This is a genomic window from Desulfovibrio sp. (genome assembly GCF_014803725.1).
Lineage (GTDB): Bacteria > Desulfobacterota > Desulfovibrionia > Desulfovibrionales > Desulfovibrionaceae > Desulfovibrio.
On sequence record NZ_JAAVBE010000003.1, the window covers coordinates 41,771 to 57,530 of the forward strand.

Below are 15,760 nucleotides of genomic sequence, written 5' to 3' on the forward strand. Positions count from 1 at the left end.
GCGCCCTCAGAGATAGGGCGAAAAGAGCCAGCAGGCCGCGTTGCGCAATTTCACGGGCAGGGGCTCGGCNTTGAGCTCGGCGAGGGTGATNTCNGTNCCCTTNTCCACGGCGGCGTCGATGAAGTCCGCNATGCCGGCNGCGAAGGNNGGGTCNAANATCTCCATGTTGAGCTCGAAATTGAGCCTGAGGGAGCGNGCGTCNAGGTTGGCCGAGCCCACCTGGGTNTAANANNCGTCCACCACNAGCAGCTTGGTGTGNGCGAAGGGCGGCGGCTGNANGAGNACGCGCACNCCGGCNGNGAGCAGCCCNGGCANNAGCCNNNAGGTGGCCCAGTTCATGTAGGGCAGNTTGTTNTTGGCGGGNAGCACCACGCGCACNTCCACCCCGCGCTGNCCGGCCGAGCGCAGGGAGCCCATGAGGTCGTGCGAGGGCAGGAAATACGGGGTCATGATGCGCACGCGCTTGCGNGCCATGTTGATGGCGCTGCAGATNAGGTCGTTGATCACGTCCGCGTCGTTGCCGGGGCCGTCCACGACNACGCGGCANTGGTGGTCNCCGGNNGNNNCNATGGGCATGGGCGGGGGCGGNGCATAGTCGCCNGTGCAGAAGCCCCAGTGNAGCACGAAGGCGTNGCGCAGGCTGCTCACCACNGGNCCCACGCAGCGGAAGTGCATGTCCTGGATGCGGTGNNTNCCCGCNGNGGCCAGGTTGCCGTCCGAAATATTCATGCCGCCGGTGAAGCCCACGGTGTCGCAGACGAGCACCTTGCGGTGGTTGCGCAGGTTGATGGAGAAACGCGGCGGCACGAGCGAGGGCGGCAAAAAGCGCGCCGTCCGCACGCCGCGGCGCTTGAGCACCTCCCAAGGCTTGTGCCAGGAATAGAGCGCGCCCACGCCGTCCACCAGCACGCGCACGTCCACGCCACGGTCGGCGGCGCGGGTCAGGGCGTCCACAAAGGCGTGGCCGGCCTTGCCGGCATTGAAGATATAGGTGGCGAGAAAGACATGCGACTTGGCGGCGTCGATGGCCTCGAGCATGGCCGGGTACGCCTCGTCCCCGTTGTGCAGCGGCGTCACCGCATTGCCGCCGCACAGCGGCACGCCGGTGAGGCGGCGCCCGGTGCCCGCGAGGATGACGGGCTCTTCCCTCTCCGGCTGGGATTCCGTGCCCGGGGGCACGGGAGAGCAGGCGCGCAGCGCCCGGCCCGGGTCATGGGCGGCCTCGCGGCGCAGGATCTTTTCCGCGTGGCTCTGGGCACGGCTGATGCCAAAGAGCGCATAGAGCATCGGCCCCACGAGCGGCACGAGGAAGACGCACGCCGTCCAGCCCAGAGCGGAGCGGGGATCATGCTTGGTCAGGAGCGCATGGATGGCCGCCACCCAGGAGAGGCTGTGGATGACAAGGCCCAGGAGGATATGGAAAACGAGCATGGCTAGCGTGCAAGAAGGCGGTTACAGGCAGCGCGGGGGCTGGGACAAGGGCGGCCGCGACAGCGCGGCGCGTACGGGTGCCCCGCACCACCGGCCGGAGCGCGCACAGCGAGTGCGGAGCCGTTGCCGCCAGGGGCGCCAAGCGGCCTTGCGGCTGCCCCCGCTGGCGGAAAAGCGCCTTCCGTGCAGCCCGCGCGGGCGCGGGGCCAGCAGGGAGCGCGTTTCGGGCAAAAGCCCTAGTTGCGCACCGCCAGGAGATCAACGCCCGTATTGCGCAGCACCCGCTCGGTGATGGAGCCGAGCAGCATGTCGCTGATACCGTCGCGGCCGTCAGTATACATGACGATGAGGTCGACCTTTTCCTCATCGGCGATGCGCACGATGGTCTCGGCGATGGTGCCAGGCTCCACGCGGGTGTGGAAGGCCGCGCCCGCATTCTCGAGGATCTCGATGATGGGGCAGAGCAGGGTCATGCCCTCGGCCGATTCCTCGCGCTGCAGCTCCACGCGCGCCTCGCCCCCCACCACCTGCGAGATGGGCTCGGTCACATGGAGCAGGACGATCTCGCCCGAGCAGACGGCCATGGCCTTCTCCAGGGCCTTCCGGGAGCGTTCGCCGCGGGATTCGCCGTTGACCGGCAAAAGAACCTTGCTGTACATGACGCCTCCTTTCGATTCGCGCCCCGGAGCCACCGCATGGCGCGCCATTGCCCGGGCCTTGCGTTTCCATGTTGGCATGTCGCGGCGCTTTGTGCAAGCCCGAAGGCCGCAACGGGCAATGCCGCCTCACCTCCGCTGGGTCAGGGCGATGCGGTTGCGCTCCACCGAGACCTCGAGCTCGGGGAGCAGGTCGCGGAGCGCGTTCATGTCGCCGGCGCGCCCGGCCCGCTCAACGCAGCGCGCCATGCGCGCGAGCACCCTGAAACCGAAGCTCTCCGACTCTTCCGCGATGGCCGCTGCGGCCTGGGCCACCATCTGCCCGCGCCCCGCGGCATGCGCGGAAACGGCTTGCGCCATGGCCGCGTCCAGGCGCTCCACCAGGGCGAGGATGGCAGGATCCGGGCCGGGAGCCTCTGGCGCTTGCGGCACGGGCGACGTGGCCGCCGCTTCCGCTGGGGCAGGGGCGTCGGCCTCGTTCCTACCCGGCGCAAATGCCGAAGAAACTGCGCTCGTCACAAGCGAGACGCTTCTTTCCACAAAGTCCGTCACGCCGCCCGGGGCCTTGGGCGCGGGCTTTTCGGGGGCATCCACTGGCGTGGCGCCCACGATGAAATCCATGAACGAACCGCCCTCGTCGGCAGCGGCGCCCGACGCGGAGGCGCTTGCGGCCGCTGCCGCTGCTTCCGCAGGGGCTGCGGGCGCAGCCACTTCCGCCGCCGACTCCGACTGCGGCGCCTTGCGCAGGATGGGCATGGGCTCGCCCACCCATTCCCCGGGCACGGGCACGCTGGGGCTCGTGTAGCCGGTGCGCGCTGGCTGCACGGCGTGCGCCGGCCGCGATGGAGCCGGGCGCACCTCTTCCTTCCGGGGTTCGCCGGGCCGGGGAGTTTCAGGCGCTTCCGGCGCGTCACGGCGCGCCACCGGCGTCCCGATGGGCATGGGTTCGCCCACCCATTCCCCGGGGCTCGCCAGGGCCGGGCTCACATAGACGGACGCCCGTGCGGCCGTTACGGGCGCGGCCGGCTGGCGCGCTGGGTCTGAACGTGATGGTTCGGGGCGCGGAGGCTCTGCAGCCAGGACTCCGGCAGACTCCTGCACGGGCGTCTCGCCTGCCTCATGGCCGTCTGCCGGGCCAGCCTCCCGGGCGACGGCTTCCTCCCGCTCCGCTTCAGGCGCGACCACAGGGGCAGGAGCCTGCGGCATTTCCGCGCCCTGCCCTTCCGGCGTGCTCCCGGCTGCGCTCACTGCCTCCACCGCAAAGTCCATGAGGGAGGAGACGGGCTCGTCGGTGGCCGGCGCAGCGGTCGCCCCCGCGGGCTGCCCGGGAGTCTCGGGAGTCCCGGCCGCAGGCGTTTCCGCTGCCGGCTCCGACGCGGTCCCGGTTTCGGCCGGGCTTTCCATCGCCTCAGCTGCGGCCGGCTGTTCGGATTCTGCGGGCGGTTCGGCTGCCGGTGCCTGCTCCTCGGACACGCCGGTATTTTCCGCCTGTTCCGCCAGCAGGAAGTGCCACTCCTCGCCGCTCAGTTCCCCGGCCGTCTGGCCCTCCCCGGCTTCAGGAGCCGGAGCGGCCGCTTCTGTCACGGCTGAAACTTCCGCTTCTTCCGACGCGGATGGCGCCCCGGCCGAGGCGTCGGTCGCTTCAGCTGTAGCGCCGGCATCCTCGGGAGCCGCCTCAGCTTCCGGGGCAGGTGCGACTTCCTGGGCCGGCTCAGTATCCGCAGTCTCGGCAGCCGGAGCAGCCGCCCCGGCCTCAGGGGTTTCTTCCCCACCCTCCGGGCTCTTTTCCGATGTGCCGGCCTGCGAAGGCGCCGCAGCTTCTTCAGCATCCGCCGCCGTTTTCTGCGGCGCGGGCCGGCTGCGGCGCACCCCGCGCATCACGTCGCGCACGGTCTGGCGCAGCACCTCGGCGTCCACGGGTTCCAGCATGGCATGGGTGAAGCCGCTGTCCGCGAGCAGGTTCCACTGACTGTCGTCCACGGTGACGGCCAGCACCTTGCAGCCGGAAAGGCCGGCCCCGGCGGCTGCCTCCATGAACCTTGTCACCATGTCCGCCGCGGCGGGCAGGGCATAACGTCCCTGCGCCACCAGGAGCACGGCCGGGTCCGCCTCATGGCGCCTGAGAGCCTCGTGCTCGCTCGCCGCCTCGCTCACCCGGCAGGGGAGATCCGCCACCATGCGCGCGAGCTCGCGCCGCTGCTTAGGGTCATCCGCCACGATGATGACATGCGCAAGGCTCTCGCCCTGCATGTCGTCCGCGCTGTCCTCCAGCGGCTCCAGATGCAGCGAAAAGGCGATGGTCGTGCCATTGGGACCATATTCCATGCCCACATAGCCGCCGTGGCGCGCTGCCAGCTCCCAGGCGCGGGCGAGCGCGAGGCTCGAGCGCTCCCGCGGGGGCGCGCCGCTGCCCGTGTCCGTCACGGTGAAGAGGATATTGCCGGGGTCGCTGCTCTCGGGCACGCGCCGCGCCGAAAGATGCACCGCTCCCTGCCGGGTGGCCCGCACCGCGCTTTCGAGCAGGAGGCCCAAGGTCTCGCCGAGCGTCTGTGCATCGCCGCGATAGAGCTGCCCGAGATGCGGGGGCATGTACCAGGCAAGGCCGATGCCGGCATATTCCGCGGCCGGCGCCACGGCCCCATGGGCTTCGCGCAGCAGGCGCTGGAGATCGAAGGCCGTACCGGCCTCCGCGCCTTCCGCCGCTGGCGCGCCGTCACCCGAAGCACCGCCCTCCCCTGCGTCCGCATGGCTGAGCACATCCGCCATGCGCCGCGCCGCATCCAGCATGGCCGCGGCATATTGCCGCACGGCCGGGGGCAGCGCGCATTGCTCGAGGGCCGCACCCTCGCGCAAAAGGTCGTCCAGCGGCGCGCGCAGGGCGCCCTCGCGAGCTTCGGCCCGGGCCCGTTCCGCCGAGCCCGGGGCCTGCGTGGCAGCTTCGTCCGCGGCCTCCCCGCCGCCTTGGGCCTCGGCAGCGGCCGGGGCCTTGCCACCCGAAACGAGACGCAAATTGGGATCGTCCAGTGGATGATCGAGATTGATGATGCCGCCCTCGTCCGCGTCCTTTCCGTCAGCCGGCCGCGCCTTGGGAGCGGCGGCTTCCGCTGTCATGTCCGCCGGAGTGCCCGTGGCCGCGATGAGCAGCGCGCTCAGGGCCGTGCCCCACAGGGGCGCCGAGGCGAGCAGGTTCGGCGGGATGCCGAAATCCAGCCCGAGCAGCCCGGCCGCCACGAAGAGCGGCGGCAGCAGGCAGCCGAGCAAAAAGCGGCGCGCCCCGCCAAGGCCCATGAGCCACGCGCCGAGAGCCGTGGGCACAAAGAGCAGGGTGCCGGCGGGCCAGAGGTCGAGCCAGCGGTCGAGCCACGCCCAGCCGGGCACGAGCGGCAGCAGGGCCAGCGCCGCGCCGGGCAGGGAAAGCAGGAGGAGCTGGATGTCGAGCCCGCGGGCGCGCTGGCGCGTGCGCATGAGGTGGCGCCCCACATGCGGCAGGAGCATGAGCGCGATGCCCGGGGCCATGGTGGCCGCGGCATGGCCGAGCATGGAGCGGTGCGGGCCGGCCTCCGGCATGCCAAGCAGGGCCTGGCCGAGCGCCACGGCCACATACAGGGCGGTCCAGACGCGCCATTGCCCGTTTTCGGAGAGCCCGCGCAGAAGGCACAGGAGCATGACCACGCCGAGGGCGAGGATGGCGCCGGTGCGCGCGAGGCTGCCCCAGTTGGTGGCCGCGTCCGCCGGGGTGCGCACCATGGGCGAGAACCACGGCCCGGGCAGCCCGTCAAGGCGGATATAGCAGGTGAGCGGTTCGGCGCCAGCCTCGGGCAGGAGCAGCACATTGCGCTGCGCCGGGCTCGATTCGCGCCACTCCAGCGCGCCGCTCAGGTCATTACGCTCCGGCTCGTAGAGCATGGGCGTGCCGGGGATGCTCTCGCCCATGTCGAGCAGGAGGGTCGCCGGGCGCGCGCCCGCGGCCAGGGGCGCCAGCGTGAAGCGCAGCCACATGACGCCTTCGGTGCGCGGCAGCTTTTCGAGCGCAAGCGGCACAAAGGCGTCGGCCCGGTCTGGCGCCGCGGCCTCCTCGATGTCGAGACTGCCGCTTTCGTCCAGCAGATAGTCCAGATAGGGCAAGAGGGACAGGTTGGGGCCGGCGCCCGTAACGGGCAGCATGGCCTGCTGCGGCCGGGCACCCGGTGTACGCGACGCCTGCAATGCGGCGAGCGCCGGCGCCACGGCGCGGGCGGAGACTTCGGGCCGCGCTTCCGGCAACAGGGCGTCAGCGGCAAGGCTCGGCAGCGCCAGCGAAAGGAGCGCCAGCAGCGCAACAAGGGCCATGCCCGGCATGAAGGCCCCACGCGGGCGCCGGGCCGGGACTTTTCTCCCCAGGGTCGTCATAGCGTCATTGTCTCCGAGTCGGCTCTTCCAGCCGCCGCACCATTTCCGAAACCGTGCGGCCGTCCGGCGCGCGCGCCTGCGGATTGAGCGTGAGCAGCCTGCGCCAGGCAGCGATCGCCTCATCCTTGCGCCCGAGGTCGTTATAGAGCACAACGCCGGCATTAAACAGGGCGTTCTCGTGGCGCGGATCGGCCGCGAAGGCCTTGCGGAAGCACTCCACCGCCTTTTCCGGCGCCTTGTTTTCCCGATACATGATGCCGAGATCGGTCAGTACGTCCGCATTGCCGGGGGCGAGCGCCAGCGAGCGCTCATAGGCCTGGATGGCTTCACTGACGCGGCCGGCGTCAAAAAAGAGGTTGCCGAGCTGCGTCCAGTTGTCGGCCGAGGAGGGATCCTTGCGGACGGCCGCTTCCAGCGAGGCGAGGCGCGCGGCGAGTTCTGGCGGCAGCCCGCGCGCGGCGTCCCCGGGGCCGGGCGCCGGTTGGGCAGGCGACGGCGGTGCGGCAGCGGGCGCCGCTTCCGCGAGCACCTGCTGCGGCGCGACGGCGGTGTCGCGGCCGCGAATGTCCTGAAGGACGCCGGGCAGGAGCGTCCCCAGATAGAGGCCGAGGACAAGGGTCAGGACCATGCCCGCGATGCAGGTGGAGAGCCGCACCGACCGCCCCGGAGCAGGACGCTTGGACGATACGCTCCCCCCAGGTCCCGGCCGCTTCGGCGCCTTCTTTGCGGTTGGCGCAACGGGAGCTGCCGGGGCCTCGGCAGCCTCGCCGGAAACGGGCGTCTCTTCCTGATTCACCACGGCCGGACGCCGCGGGGCGTCGGCATTTTTCCTGGATCTGCGACGGGCCATCTCCACCTCGCTCGGGCGCGCAGGGCGCCGGGCCGCATGCTCCATAATGGCACCGCCGCCGGGGGAAATGCCCGGCAACGGGCCGCGATTGTTTCTCTTTCTCTACAACCGGCGCAAAAAAGAGGCAAGGGCGGCCGTCAGCGCGTGCCGGCGGGTTGCCCCCCGGTTTTTGCGGGCCGGCCCTTCTTGGAGGCAGCCGCCTTGGCAGCATCGCCCGAGGGCGCGCCGACCAATTTTTCTTCAGCGCCCTCCCCTGCGGGCAGCGGGGCCTTTTCCAGCTCCTCGCGGATGGCCTGGCGCAGGCTTTCGTCCGCGTCCGGCGCGTGCAGCGCCTCGGTCAGGTGCTCCACCCCGCGGGCGGGCTCGTTGAGATAGTGGAGGTAAAGCACGCCCAGGCTGTAGCGCATGGCCGCGCTGTCCTTGTCCCTGAGCGCCTCCTCGAGGAGTTTCGCCGCTTCGGCGTGCTTGCCCTGATTGTGGCGGATGACGCCGAGCAGGTAGCGCGTGCGGCCGTCGCGCGGGTCCAACGCCAGGGCGCGCGTGGCAAAGCTCTCGGCGCCGTCCCAGCTGCCCATGGTCATGAGGCGCTCGGCGATCTCCACGAGCGCGGCCTTGTTGCCCGGGTCTTTCGCCACTTCCTGCATGAGGCGCCCCACCTCGTCGGTGCCGGGGGCCGGGGCCTGCGCCGCGGGCTCGTGCGTGTGGCGGACGGTGAGGCCCGTGGAGGTGAAGCGCTCCGCCAGGGATGCCGCCAGCATGGCCACGAGCGCGATCCCGAGACTGATGATGAGCACCCGCGCGCGCGCCGGAATGGTGAATTCGCTAGCCACGGGCGCTGCGCTCCCACCGGGCAAGACGCAGGGCCAGCGCCCGCTGCCGCCCGCCCAGGAAGGCGAGATAGGCGCCGAGGCCGATCCAGACCGCGGCGTTGGCGCCCATGAGCCAGTACAGGGTGTCCATGATTTCCTCCGTCAAAAAGACGGCGCGGCCGCGCCGTTCAGTCGTCTTCTTCCGCGGCGGCATCCAGCCGGGCCGTGAGGTCGAGCTGGCGCTTGCGCAGCCACACAAGGCCGGCCCAGAACAGGCCGAGCGCCACCACGCAGGCCACGGCCGTGAGCTTCATTTCCGGCTCGAGGCCCCCCTCCCGGGAGGCGAAGACCGCCGGATGGATGGAACGCCAGATTCGCGCCGACACGAAGACCAGCGGCACGTCCAGAAAGGCCGCCACGCCCACCACCGCGCAGACGAGGCGCCGGCGTTCCGGGGCCATGTCGAGCCCGCGCAGCAGCAGGTAGGCCGCATAGACGAACCACATGACGAGCGCGGTGGAGAGGCGCGGGTCCCACGTCCACCAGACGCCCCAGGAGCGGCGCGCCCAGAGCATGCCCGTCACGAGGGTCAGGCCGCTGAAGAGCACGCCCACCTCGGCGGCGGCGGCGCACAGCCTGTCGGCCGCGTTGCTGCGCCGCAGGAGCACGGCGAGGGAACCCAAAAAAACGATGAAGAAACTGATGAGCGCCCACCACGCGAGCGGCAGGTGCAGATAAAAGATCTTCTGCATCAGGCCGAGGGTGGCTTCCTCCGGCGCATAGCACCAGATGAGCCATTGCGCCGCGGCCATGGCGAGGGCGCCGGCGAGGGCGAGCAACTGGGGCATTTAGTCCTCCCCCGGATAGATGAAGCCGAAGAGCACGAGGCCCGCGCCCAAAAAGACCGCATCGAAGGCCGCCGCCAGCCGGAGCCACGCCGAGGGGCCGTCCGGCGAGGGCGCGCCCAGGCACTGGGCGCCCACCCCGATGCCCGCCAGGAGGAGCGGTGTCAGCAGCGGGAAGAGGACCACCCCGAGCAGGGACTCGCGCCCGGACTGCCCCTGGCCCAGCGCCCCGAGCAGCGAACCCAGGGCGCACATGCCCGCATCCACGAGCGCGAGTGTCGCGAGGCCGGCCTGCGGCTGCGCCGTCACGCCCTGCCCGAGAAAGACCATGGCCGCCGGCAGGAAGACGGCCTGCGCCAGCAAAAGCAGCACCAGCCCGGCCGCGAGCTTGCCGAGCCACACCGCCTGCACGGGCGCCGGGCAGAGCGCGAGGCCGAGGCGCGCGGCATTGGCCTCTTCGAGGTCATAGAGGCGGTTGAAGATGAGCACCTGCGAAAAGGCGGAAGCCAGCCAGAACATGGCAGCGGCCGCCTGCGGGCCCACCTTTTCGCCGGGCCCCTGCGCAAGGCTGAACACGAAGAGCAAGAGCAGCCCGAGCAGGAGCGCCTGAAGCAGCCCGTTGCCGCGCGCCAGGGTGAGCAAAAGGTCCTTGCGGGCGATAGCGAGGCTCAGGCGGAACATGCGCCCCCCTCTTGGGCGAAAAAGTCCGCCGCCGGCCCGGCATAGACGGTCTTGCCCCCGGCGAGCGCCAGCACCCGGTCGGCCAGGGGGGCGTCGCCGGCCAAATCATGGCTCACCAGCACCACGCAGGCGCCGCGGCCGCGTGCGTCGGAGATCTCCCGGCGCAGGACGGCGCGCGAGGGCGCGTCGAGGCCGGTGGCCGGCTCGTCCAAAAGCAGGATCTCCGGCGCGAGCATGAGCACCCGCGCGAGGTTGAGGCGCTGCGCCATGCCGCGCGAGAAGACGCGCGCCCGCTCATGAGCATGGTCTCCGAGGCCCACGCGCTCGAGCAGGGCAAAAAGGGCGTCCTCGTCCAGCGCGAGCCCGTGGGCCGTGCGCCAGAAGGCGAGATTTTCCAGCGCCGTAAGGCCCGGATAGAGAAAGGTGGCGTGGCCCACATAGCCTAAGCGCGCTTCCGCGCCGTCCGCCCCCCCGGAGACCACCACGCGGCCCGCGCTCGGCCGGGTAAGGCCGGCCATGATCTTGAGCAGGGTGCTCTTGCCCGCGCCGTTGCCCCCGGTGAGCAGGGTGACCGTTCCCTGCGGAAAGGCGGCGTCCACCTGGCGCAGCACGCGCGCCGCGCCGTAGCGCTTGCCCACGCCCTCGAGCAGGAGCGCCGCGTCTTCAGGCACGGGGCCCCCCGCCCTCGCGGGACCGGCCGCCCCCGAGGCCCAGCAGCGGCAAAAGGCACATGAGCGCGCCGCCCACCCATATCCAGTTGACCAGAGGCTCGATGCTCACTTTCACATAGACGCGCAAATCTTCGTCCATGCCGAGAAGCGAGGCGTAAATATCCCGCGCCGGGCTGGAAATGACATCCACCTCGGAGAACTGCATGCTGCCGAACTTTGCGTAGATGCGCCGCTCCGGCGCCACCACGCCCAGAGGCTTGCCGTCCCGGCTCACCGCAAGGCGCGCCATAAGGTAGTCATAGCCCGGGCGCTCGCCGTCGGCCACGGATTCCAGCGTCACCGTATAGCCACCCACCTCGCCGCTCTCGCCCTTGGCGAGCAGCAGTTCTTTCTCCTGAGTATAGGGGCCGGAAAAGGCGATGCCGAGGGCGAGGAGCGCGAGCCCCGCATGCGCCCCCAGGGCCGATCGCGCCCGAGGGGAGCGGCGCACCGCCCGGCGCAGGAGCAGCGGCCCCATATCCACGAGGATGGCGATGGACGCGGCCGCACTCACGAGCGCCGTGGGTCGGCGGTAGCCGAGCGCCCACAGGGCCCCCGCAGCCGCCACAAAGGCCCCTGCGGCCATGATGAGGCGCGGCCAGTCCGCACCAGTCTTGGGCCCGCTTTTGGCCCCGCCGTCAGCCGCATCCGCGCCGCCGCTCCACGAAAGCCAGGGGCAGGCCGCCAGAAGCACCAGCAAAAGCGCGCCCAGGGGCAGGCAGACGCGGTTGTAGAAGCCGGCGTCCAGCCCGCGCGGGGCGCTGGTCCAGAGCTTGCTCAACACCGGCCACATGGTCGCCACCAAGATGATGGCCGCGAGTGCGAGGAATATCCACGCCACCAGCACGAGCGCGCCCTCGCGGCTCTCGGGCGAGGCCAGCGGGCGCCCCTGCGGGCCCACGCACCAGAGCGCCCACAGAGTGACGGCGAGCGCCGCCAGCACGAAGACCGAAAGCGGCGTGCCCACGCCACCGTCGCCAAAGGCGTGGACGGACTGGATGACGCCGCTCCTTGTAAGATAGGTGGCGAAAAAGGCCATGATGACCGTGAGCGCCATGAGCCCGGCCGACGCGCGGCCGAGCTTGCCGCTGCGGTTTTGCACGGCGAGGACGTGCAGGCCGGCGGTGGCCGCGAGCCACGGCAAAAGCGAGGCGTTCTCCACCGGGTCCCAGGCCCAGTAGCCGCCCCAGCCGAGCTCCATGTAGGCCCACCAGGCGCCGAGCACGATGCCCGCGGTGAGCAGCACCCAGGAGAGGAGGATGAAGGGCCGGGTGAGCCGGAACCAGCGCCCTTCGGCCGCGCCGTCGCCCGAGAGGAGCTGCGCGAGGCCGAGGCAGGCGGGCACGCCGAAGCCCGCATAGCCCAGAAAGAGCAGCGGCGGATGGAAGATCATGCCCGGGTTCTGCAAAAGCGGGTTCAGGCCGTTGCCGTCAGCCGGGGCCGGCTCCTGCATGATGAAGGGATTGCTCCAGCTCGTGAGCAAAAGGCAGAAAAAGGCGAGGATGGCGCAGTTGAAGGCCTCGTACCAGAGACGCGTGCGCGGCGTGAGGCCGGCGTGGGCGCGCGTGACCGCGAAGATGCAGCCGCTGAGCGCGGCCGCGAGCGCCCAGAAGAGCAGCGAGCCGGGCTGACCGGCCCAGAAGGCCGTGAGCCGGTAAAAGAGCGGCAGGATGGCGTCCGTGTAGGAGGCCACATATTCCAGGCGATAGTCCTGCCAGAACAGGCCGTGCAGAAGGCACGCGGCCGCGACGAACAGGGCGCCGGCCACGCCCCACTGGGCTTTTTCGAGCAGGCGCAGGTGGTCGCTCCGGCCCTGCCAGAGCTGGAGCAGCGCCATGCCCCCGCCGCCCAGCGCGCAGAGCAGGGCCAGGAGAAGCATGGCATAGGCGAAGACATACATGGGCATTCCTTGCGGGGCCTTGGAGGGGGGTGCCGCGCGCCGGGGCTGGGCCCGGGCCGGGCCTGTCATGGACAGCCTGACAGATACTTCACCATACGCCGCCTGTCAACGGGATGCGGCATTGCGGCGGACGGGTTTTCGGGCCCGCCGCGACCGTCCCGGCCCCGGGCGCCGGGATTTCCGCTCGACCTTTTTGGCGCTCTTTGGCACACTGATGCCCCCCGAAACCCGGCGCGCCGGCCACGCCCCGCGCCCCAACGGCGAGCCAGCCATGAAATTCGTCCCCGCACAGGTCAGCTTCTTTCTCAAGCAGCACAGCGTGCGCCGCAATCTCGTCGCCCTCACGCGCTTCATGGCCATGCTCGTGGGGCTCATCCTCCTTTATTCCGCGCTCTTCCACGTCATCATGCACTACGAGGGGCACGACTATTCGTGGATCACCGGCCTCTACTGGACGCTGACGGTCATGTCCACCCTGGGCTTCGGGGACATCACCTTCCATTCCGACCTCGGCATGGTGTTTTCCATCGTCGTCCTCCTCTCCGGCGTGATGCTGCTGCTCATCATGCTGCCCTTCGCCTTCATCCAGTTCTTTTACGCGCCCTGGCTCAAGGCGCAGGAAAAGGGCCACACCCCTCGCGCCGTGGCGCCGGACATGAAGGGCCATGTCATCGTGGTCAGCACGAGCCCCATCGCCCTCAACCTCGTGGACGACCTCAAGGGCTATGGCGCGCGCTGCGTGCTCCTCTGCAATGACAGCCAGAAGACCCTCGACCTGCTCGACCGAGGCTACGACGCCATCGTGGGCGAGCACGACTCCGCCACGGTCTACCGCAACCTGCGCCTCGCCGAGGCGGCCATGCTCGTGGTGCTCGACAGCGATGTGCGCAACACCAACATCGTCTTTACCGCGCGTGACGTGGCGCCGGATGTGCCCATCGTGGCCTCGGCCCAGAGCGAGGACGCCATCGACATCCTGCGGCTGGCTGGCAGCTCGCGCGTCTTCCAGTTCCACCGGCTGCTCGGCGAAGCCCTGGCCCGGCGCGTGCTCAACGCCAACGCCCGCTTCAGCATCGCGAGCCGCTACAAGGAGCTGGTGGCCGCGGAAGGCCCGGTCATGCGCACGCCGCTCGTGGGCAAGACCCTGAGGAAGAGCGGCCTGCGCAACGCCTCTGGCGCAAATGTCGTCGGGCTGTGGGAGCGGGGGCGCTTCGTTTTGCCCGGGCCCGACACCGTGCTCACGGCCACCATGGTCATGGTCATCGTGGGCGACATGCAGCAGATCCAGGCGGCCAACGCCTTTTTGAGCGAGAAGGACGGCCCCGAGGCAGCGGCGCCCAAAAATGGGGACAAGAACGGCAAGCCCGAGGCCCCCGCCGCCAGGCCCGAGGGCGCGGACGCCGGGGAAAAGGGCGAGAAGGCGGAGAAGAAGGACAAGCTGGGTGCGGCCCCGGTGGTCATCCTCGGCTGCGGCCGCGTGGGCCGCGACGCCGCGCGCCAGCTCGAGCGCAGCGGGCGCCCCTACAGCGTGGTGGACAAGACGCCCAAGGGCGGCTTCCTCAAGGACCACCTCGTCATCGGCGACGCCGCGGATCTCGAGGTGCTGGAGCGCGCCGGCATCCGCACCGCGCCCTCGGTCATCATCACGACGCACGACGACGACACCAATATTTATCTCACCCTCTACTGCCGGCGCCTGCGCGAGGACATCCAGATCATCAGCCGCGCCACGCTTGACCGCAACGTGGGCATCCTGCACGCGGCCGGCGCCGACCTCGTGCTCTCGCTGGCCTCCATGGTCACGAGCAGCATCATCAACCTGCTGGCGCCCGGCAAGGTGCTCATGATCAGCGAGGGACTGAACATCTTTCGCGCCACCGTGGGCAAGAGCCTTGCCGGCAAGCCGCTCATGGGCAGCGGCATCAGGAGCCTCACGCATTGCAGCGTGGTGGCCCTGCGCGGGGCCGACGGCATCCTCCACGCCAACCCGGACCCGAGCCACGTTTTCGAGGAAGGCGAGGAAATGTACCTCATCGGCGATTCGGAAGCGGAAAAGACCTTTTACGAGACCTTCGGCAAGAACGAGCCGCTCACGGCCTGAGGCCGCGCCCCCTCAGGCCTGACTGCCGAAGCGGGCCGCGGCTTCGAGCGCCGAGAGCGCCAGGAGCTTCGCCCGCGGCACCAGGGTGGAGAGGCGCAAAAATTCCTGTTCCGTGTGGATATGCTCGCCCTCGGGCCCCATGCAGCAGATGGTGGGCAGCCCGAGCGCGCTCGAGCACAGGCCGGACTCGGCCGCGCTCTCGTAATGCTGGCCGGTGAGGCGCATGCCGAGGCTTTCGCCCGCTTCCCGCACCAGCGCGAAGAGGTCGTCCCCGGCCTGCGTGCGCTCCAGCGGGTACAGGCGCAGGCCACCGCTCACGCTGGCGCTGGTGCCCGGCACGTGGACGCGGCGCGCCGCCTCGCGGATGGACTCCACCGTGTTCACGCCGTCCTCAAGGCGCCTGTAGGTGAGGTGGATGAGCGCTTCGGCCCAGGGCGCCACGGAATTGGCGGAAATGCCCCCCTCGATCATGCCGGCGTTCACCGTGAGGCCGCGGTCAAGATCCAGAAGTTCATTGATCTCCAGCAGCTTGTGCGCGAGATCGATGACCGCCGAGGCGCCGTCCTCGTAGTTGCGGCCCGCATGAGCGGCCTTGCCCGTGACGCGCAGCCGCATGTGGCCCGAGCCCTTGCGCGACAGGGTGACGCGCCCGCCAAGGCCCCCGGGTTCGGCGCAGAACACGGCGAGCGCGCCGGGCAGGCGGCTTTTGAGGGCAACCGAGCCGGTGGGCGAGCCCAGCTCCTCGTCAGGGGAGAACATGAGCGTCAGCGGGCAGGGCAGGAGGCGCCGCAGGGCGCGCGCGGCGAAGAGCATGGCCACGAGGCCGCCCTTCATGTCCGCGGCGCCCGGCCCCGTGACCGTGTCGGCCGCGCGGTCGACCCGGAAGGGGCGCCGGGCCGCCTCCCCTTCGGGGAACACCGTGTCCATATGGCCGATGAAGGCGATGCCCGGCCCCGCGGCAAGCGAATGGCTGCGCGCGGTGCGGGCATGGCCGAGCCCCTGCTGCCACGCTTCGTCCGGGGCAATGGGCGGCTTGGACAGGCGTTCGGTGTCAAAGCCGGCCTCGGCGAGCCACGCGGTGAGCCGGTCGCCCACGCGGTCCACCCCGGCGCCCGAGGCCGTGGGGGAATCGATGTTCACCAGTTCTTCAAGCAAGGCGAGCATTTCCCCTTCGGCGCCCGCAAACTCGGCGTCCAGGGCCCGTTTCCACTCCGAAAGATCCATAACGTCCTCTGCCAGCAAAGTCACATTGCACGATGTAGTTGAGGGAGATTCCTTAAGTCCGTCTGGAGCGAAGCGGAAGACGGGTGCTGGTGCCGGAAGAATCCTAAAAAATAAGATTTTTTTCTGACGCAGCCAGCAGCAAAAAGGCTGTTTTTGACGGATAA

At 70.2% G+C, this 15,760-nt stretch carries 11 protein-coding genes and 1 pseudogene; 1 reads left to right on the top strand and 11 read right to left on the bottom strand.

The window, feature by feature from the left end; all coding sequences use genetic code 11:
- Positions 1-6 precede the first annotated feature (6 nt).
- The 10 genes and pseudogenes from HDR50_RS00515 to HDR50_RS00560 all read right to left on the bottom strand — a co-directional run bounded on the left by HDR50_RS00515 (position 7) and on the right by HDR50_RS00560 (position 12,271).
- Positions 7-1,431: pseudogene (locus HDR50_RS00515) on the bottom strand (phospholipase D-like domain-containing protein).
- A gap of 236 nt (positions 1,432-1,667) precedes the next feature.
- Positions 1,668-2,090, bottom strand: a complete 423-nt coding sequence (locus tag HDR50_RS00520) for a universal stress protein (RefSeq protein ID WP_291355008.1) — start codon at positions 2,088-2,090, stop codon at positions 1,668-1,670.
- Positions 2,091-2,216: 126 nt separating this feature from the next.
- Positions 2,217-6,425 carry a 7TM-DISM domain-containing protein gene (locus tag HDR50_RS00525; RefSeq protein WP_291355010.1) on the bottom strand — a complete coding sequence of 1,403 codons (4,209 nt, stop codon included), beginning with the start codon at positions 6,423-6,425 and terminating at the stop codon, positions 2,217-2,219.
- A 55-nt stretch (positions 6,426-6,480) separates the two neighbouring features.
- A complete protein-coding gene (locus tag HDR50_RS00530) occupies positions 6,481-7,131 on the bottom strand; it encodes a tetratricopeptide repeat protein (RefSeq protein ID WP_291355012.1) in 651 nt (216 codons plus the stop codon).
- A gap of 332 nt (positions 7,132-7,463) precedes the next feature.
- The gene (locus HDR50_RS00535; protein WP_291355014.1) at positions 7,464-8,156 is read right to left on the bottom strand and encodes a tetratricopeptide repeat protein; all 693 of its coding nucleotides are present in this window, start codon (positions 8,154-8,156) and stop codon (positions 7,464-7,466) included.
- Positions 8,149-8,286, bottom strand: a complete 138-nt coding sequence (locus tag HDR50_RS00540; protein WP_291355016.1) for a CcmD family protein — start codon at positions 8,284-8,286, stop codon at positions 8,149-8,151. The genes HDR50_RS00535 and HDR50_RS00540 overlap by 8 nt, the downstream gene beginning before the upstream one ends.
- Positions 8,287-8,323: 37 nt before the next feature.
- Complete coding sequence (ccsA, locus tag HDR50_RS00545) at positions 8,324-8,983, bottom strand: cytochrome c biogenesis protein CcsA (protein ID WP_291355018.1); 660 nt, start codon at positions 8,981-8,983, stop codon at positions 8,324-8,326.
- Positions 8,984-9,661, bottom strand: coding sequence for a heme exporter protein CcmB (locus HDR50_RS00550; protein ID WP_291355020.1), 678 nt, complete (start codon positions 9,659-9,661; stop codon positions 8,984-8,986). It lies immediately after the preceding gene.
- Positions 9,649-10,332, bottom strand: a complete 684-nt coding sequence (locus tag HDR50_RS00555; RefSeq protein WP_291355022.1) for an ABC transporter ATP-binding protein — start codon at positions 10,330-10,332, stop codon at positions 9,649-9,651. The genes HDR50_RS00550 and HDR50_RS00555 overlap by 13 nt, the downstream gene beginning before the upstream one ends.
- Positions 10,325-12,271, bottom strand: a complete 1,947-nt coding sequence (locus HDR50_RS00560; protein ID WP_291355024.1) for a cytochrome c-type biogenesis CcmF C-terminal domain-containing protein — start codon at positions 12,269-12,271, stop codon at positions 10,325-10,327. The genes HDR50_RS00555 and HDR50_RS00560 overlap by 8 nt, the downstream gene beginning before the upstream one ends.
- A 271-nt stretch (positions 12,272-12,542) precedes the next feature.
- Here HDR50_RS00560 and HDR50_RS00565 point away from each other — a divergent pair, with 271 nt between their 5' ends.
- Entirely contained in the window at positions 12,543-14,372 is a 1,830-nt protein-coding gene (locus HDR50_RS00565; RefSeq protein ID WP_291355026.1) for an NAD-binding protein, read from the top strand.
- Between the two features lie 12 nt (positions 14,373-14,384).
- On the opposite strand, the gene HDR50_RS00570 is transcribed toward HDR50_RS00565, so the two are convergent.
- The gene (locus HDR50_RS00570; RefSeq protein WP_291355028.1) at positions 14,385-15,596 is read right to left on the bottom strand and encodes a M20/M25/M40 family metallo-hydrolase; all 1,212 of its coding nucleotides are present in this window, start codon (positions 15,594-15,596) and stop codon (positions 14,385-14,387) included.
- Between the last annotated feature and the right edge of the window lie 164 nt (positions 15,597-15,760).

Bases quoted from the DNA above. Each gene is read 5' to 3' on its own strand.
- HDR50_RS00520 (WP_291355008.1), bottom strand. From the start codon at position 2,090: ATGTACAGCAAGGTTCTTTTGCCGGTCAACGGCGAATCCCGCGGCGAA.
- HDR50_RS00525 (WP_291355010.1), bottom strand. From the start codon at position 6,425: ATGCCGGGCATGGCCCTTGTTGCGCTGCTGGCGCTCCTTTCGCTGGCG.
- HDR50_RS00540 (WP_291355016.1), bottom strand. From the start codon at position 8,286: ATGGACACCCTGTACTGGCTCATGGGCGCCAACGCCGCGGTCTGGATC.
- ccsA (WP_291355018.1), bottom strand. From the start codon at position 8,983: ATGCCCCAGTTGCTCGCCCTCGCCGGCGCCCTCGCCATGGCCGCGGCG.
- HDR50_RS00550 (WP_291355020.1), bottom strand. From the start codon at position 9,661: ATGTTCCGCCTGAGCCTCGCTATCGCCCGCAAGGACCTTTTGCTCACC.
- HDR50_RS00560 (WP_291355024.1), bottom strand. From the start codon at position 12,271: ATGTATGTCTTCGCCTATGCCATGCTTCTCCTGGCCCTGCTCTGCGCG.
- HDR50_RS00565 (WP_291355026.1), top strand. From the start codon at position 12,543: ATGAAATTCGTCCCCGCACAGGTCAGCTTCTTTCTCAAGCAGCACAGC.
- HDR50_RS00570 (WP_291355028.1), bottom strand. From the start codon at position 15,596: ATGGATCTTTCGGAGTGGAAACGGGCCCTGGACGCCGAGTTTGCGGGC.